This window comes from Arthrobacter sp. Y3223164, from assembly GCF_059091005.1.
On the sequence record NZ_JBNHGF010000309.1, the window covers coordinates 1 to 3,255 of the forward strand.

Sequence of the window (3,255 nt, forward strand, 5' to 3'; positions counted from 1 at the left end):
CAACGGCGCCTGGGGCGTGCGCGTGCACGACGCCGGCGCCTCGCTGGACGCGGTCAAAGTAGCCGCCGCCTGGACCAAGTAGGCCGGGACGTGACGCCAGCATCTCCGGCACGGCCGGACCTCATCAGGGTTTCCGGCATCAAGGCCACGGGCTACCACGGCGTGCTGGAGCATGAGCGCCGCGACGGCCAGCCGTTCGTCGTCGACGTCACCCTCCACACCGACATTCGGGCCGCCGCGGCCGACGACGACTTGGCGAAGACCGCAAACTACGCCGAGCTCGCCGACCAGGTGGACGCGATCATCGCCGGCGAGCCCCTGCAGCTGATCGAAACACTGGCCGAACGGATAGCCGACCATGTGCTGCGCACGTTCGCCGTGGAGGCGGTCGAGGTCACGGTGCACAAGCCGCAGGCACCCATCCAGGTGGAGTTTTCCGATGTCACGGTCAGCATCTACCGGGAGCAGCCATGAGCGTCCGCGCGGTCCTGGCGCTGGGCAGCAACCTCGGCGCACGCAGCGACACCCTCTCGCACGCGGTGGCGGACCTGGTGGACACCCCCCACGTGCGGCTGCGCGAAGTCTCGGCCGTGGTGCAGACGAAGCCGGTGGGCGGTCCCGAGGACCAGCCGGAGTACCTGAACATGGTGCTTGAGGTGGAGACCGACCTGGACCCGCACCAGTTGCTGGCCCATTGTCAGGCCGTGGAGAACAAGCACCACCGCACCCGCGAAGTGCGGTGGGGGCCGCGGACGCTGGATGTGGACATCATCACCTACGGCGACCTGGTGCTCAACGACGAGGACCTGGTCATCCCGCACCCGCGCGCGCACGAACGCGCCTTCGTGCTGGCGCCCTGGGCCTGGATGGACTCGAACGCCACGCTCAACGGCGTCCCGGTCGGCGAACTGGCCAAGGCGGCCGGCGACCTGGACGGCGTGGAACCCTACGAATCCGAGCCGTTCGAAGCCGGTCAATAGTGTCCGGCGGGGTGGGGGCTTCGTGAGGACCATCAGATACCGCTGGCTGGCGACCATCGCCGTCGTCACGGCCGTGCTGGGCTGGCTGGGCAACCTGCTCGCCGGGCGCGGCGGGCTGCCGGTGCCCGTCCTGCACCTCTCCTCGCTGGCGACCATGGCCGCCATCGCCGTCTTCACCCTGGTGCTCGGCCTCAAAGTGCGCCGCTGGCGCAACGGCAACCGGGACAAGGAGCTGAATCCGGTACTCGCGGCCCGCACCCTCGTGCTGGCGCAGGCCTGCGCCTATGCCGGGTCGCTGATCTTCGGCTGGCACAGCGGCATCATGGTGGACCAGCTCATGCTGCTGCTGTACCGGCCCGGCCTCGGGGCGCTGCCGGCCGTGCTGGCTATGATGGGCGGTGGCCTGGTCATGGTGGTAATCGGGCTGGTGGTGGAGCGTTTCTGCAAACTTCCGCCCGAGGACACCGAAGCGGCCCAGGACAACGGTACCGAGGCCCAAGGCGAGGGGGAGTATGCCTAGCGAAGCGATCGATCCGGCCGGCATCAGCTGGATCCGGGTCTCGCCCAAGTACGTCACCGTACGACTGGTCAGCTGGGCCATTTTCACGGTCGTCGCCGTCGCCCTGCTGTCCACCCCGCTCGTCCTGGCGCTGACCGGCCTCTGGCCCGGCTTCCCGGCGTGGCTCGGCTGGCTGCTGAGCCTGGGCACGCTCACGCTCTGCGTCTGGGCCGGGCTCTTGATCCCGCGCCAGGTCAGGGCCATCGGGTATGCCGAACGCGACGAGGACCTTTTGATCCGGCGCGGACTGTTTTTCCAGCGCGTCATGGTGGTCCCCTACGGCCGGATGCAGTACGTGGATGTTGGCGTGGGGCCGCTGGAGCGGGCCTTCGGCCTGTGCTCGGTGAAGCTGCACACCGCCAGCCCGCAGACCAACGCCGGCATTCCGGGGGTGCCGGCGGCAGAAGGAGCCCGGCTGCGCGAACAACTCTCCGACCGCGGGCAGGCAAGGCTGGCCGGGCTATGACCGTACCCGGCAGCAACGGGCAGGCCCCGCTGCCCGGGCAGGGGCCGGATGCGCCCGGCGAAGTAGTGCCGGCCTCCCAAGGGGTGCCCCTGGCACCGGACGCCACCGGCACCTGGCACCGGGTTCACCCCGTTTCGCCGCTGGTCCGCGGCTGGATTGCGCTGGCGGCGATCGCCTACTTCTTCGGCCGGGACTGGTTCGAGGCCATGTTCCGGGGCGACGAGTTCTGGGGACTGAGCGGCGGCCGCGCCGTCTGGACCGTGCTGGTCATGGTCGTGGTCGCGGTGCTGCTGGTGGGCGGATTCTTCCTCTCCTGGTGGTTCACCCGGTACCAGGTCACCGACGACCATGTCCGGGTGAACTCCGGCGTCCTGTTCCGCCAGCACCGCCAGGCGCGGCTGGACCGGGTGCAGGCGATCGACGTCATCCAGCCGCTGCTGGCACGGATCTTCGGCCTGGCCGAACTTAAATTCGAAGTGGCCGACGCCGGAGAATCGGCCGTGCGGCTCGCCTACCTGCCGCTGGCGTCGGCGCAGCAGCTGCGCGCCACCATCCTGGCCCGGGCGGCCGGCCTGCGCGGCGATCCCGCGCACCCCCAGGAAGCGGTGGCCGAAGCCCCCGAACAGCAGATCCTGGCCATCCCGGGCGGACGTATACTCGGCGCGGCGCTGCTGTCCGGAACCACGCTGTTCCTGCTCATCATGCTGATCGCGGCCGGGCTCTCGACCTTTGTGTTCGGTGCCGCGTTCGGCCCGGCCTTCCTGGTCCCCGCGGCGTTCGGCGTGGTGGCCGGCTACTGGTCCACGTTCAGCACCGGCTACAACTTCCGCGCCGCCATCTCCCCGGACGGCATCCGGCTCCGCTACGGTCTGCTGGAGACCCGGGCGCAGACCGTCCCGCCCGGCCGGGTGCAGGCCGTGGAGATCATGCAGTCGCCGCTGTGGCGCCTCAAGGGCTGGTACCGGATGCGCGTGAACGTGGCCGGCTACGGCCTCAGCGCGGAAAACGCGGGCGCCCGCACCACGTTGCTGCCGGTGGGCACGCAGCAGGAAGTGATGCAGATGCTTGCGCTGGTGCTCCCGGACCCGGGCACCGAGGACCCGTTCACCGTCTTCGGGGCGGGCCTTGACGGAATCGCGGGCAAGGACAGGGACGACGCCGGCGCCTCCGACGGCGGATTCGTCACCTCGCCGCGGCGGGTGCGGTGGCTGTCCTGGCTGACCTGGCGGCGCAACGGCTTCGCCGTCACC

5 protein-coding genes are annotated in these 3,255 nt (G+C 70.1%); all 5 read left to right on the forward strand.

Going from position 1 to position 3,255, the window contains the following annotated elements; genetic code table 11:
• The first annotated feature begins 90 nt into the window (after positions 1-90).
• The gene (gene folB, locus AC5RUJ_RS13090; protein ID WP_494049153.1) at positions 91-474 is read left to right on the forward strand and encodes a dihydroneopterin aldolase; all 384 of its coding nucleotides are present in this window, start codon (positions 91-93) and stop codon (positions 472-474) included.
• Positions 471-980 (forward strand): 2-amino-4-hydroxy-6-hydroxymethyldihydropteridine diphosphokinase, encoded by a 510-nt coding sequence (folK, locus tag AC5RUJ_RS13095; RefSeq protein ID WP_494128721.1) that lies wholly within the window; start codon positions 471-473, stop codon positions 978-980. Before folB ends, folK begins: the two co-directional genes overlap by 4 nt.
• 22 nt (positions 981-1,002) lie before the next feature.
• Complete coding sequence (locus AC5RUJ_RS13100) at positions 1,003-1,500, forward strand: DUF3180 domain-containing protein (protein WP_494001933.1); 498 nt, start codon at positions 1,003-1,005, stop codon at positions 1,498-1,500.
• Positions 1,493-2,005 carry a PH domain-containing protein gene (locus AC5RUJ_RS13105; RefSeq protein WP_494013374.1) on the forward strand — a complete coding sequence of 171 codons (513 nt, stop codon included), beginning with the start codon at positions 1,493-1,495 and terminating at the stop codon, positions 2,003-2,005. Before AC5RUJ_RS13100 ends, AC5RUJ_RS13105 begins: the two co-directional genes overlap by 8 nt.
• Positions 2,002-3,255, forward strand: a 1,254-nt coding sequence (locus AC5RUJ_RS13110) for a PH domain-containing protein (RefSeq protein WP_494155975.1), incomplete at its 3' end; no start/stop codon positions are given. The genes AC5RUJ_RS13105 and AC5RUJ_RS13110, both read left to right, overlap by 4 nt.